Below are 368 nucleotides of genomic sequence, written 5' to 3' on the forward strand. Positions count from 1 at the left end.
GGGCAACCGGCTCAAGCGAGCCCTGTGGGCTTGCGGGTGGGCAGAAGTGCTGCCCGGATGCCATCGTCGAGGGTGCGGCGGTGGCAGTGGGTGTGTATGAGGCGGGTGGCGACGCGTTCGTCCGGTGTGCCCGCGCCCCAGGCGATCAGTGCGCGTTTGCGGGTCGCCGTGCGGGTTGCCGCGAGCCATTGTTCCCACTCCTGCGGGCTTTGTGGCTCACGATCGGCGTGCAGGAGCAGGCCCCGGCAGATCGGGCAGCGGCCGTGCTGGGCCCTGAGGAGCAGCGCGGTCACCCCCAGGTGGGGTCTGATCCGGCGGCGCCGCTGGGCCCAGTAGGCGGCCAGGTCGGGGTCATCGGGAGATGATCC

General features: G+C 71.7%; 1 pseudogene. It reads right to left on the reverse strand.

The annotated features are described in order from the left end of the window. Positions 1-11: 11 nt before the first annotated feature. Positions 12-368 (reverse strand): annotated as a pseudogene (locus MJ797_RS14250) (group II intron reverse transcriptase/maturase); the annotation flags it as partial.

It is taken from the genome of Protofrankia sp. CiP3 (assembly GCF_917627345.1).
In the GTDB taxonomy this organism is placed as follows: Bacteria; Actinomycetota; Actinomycetes; order Frankiales; family Frankiaceae; genus Protofrankia.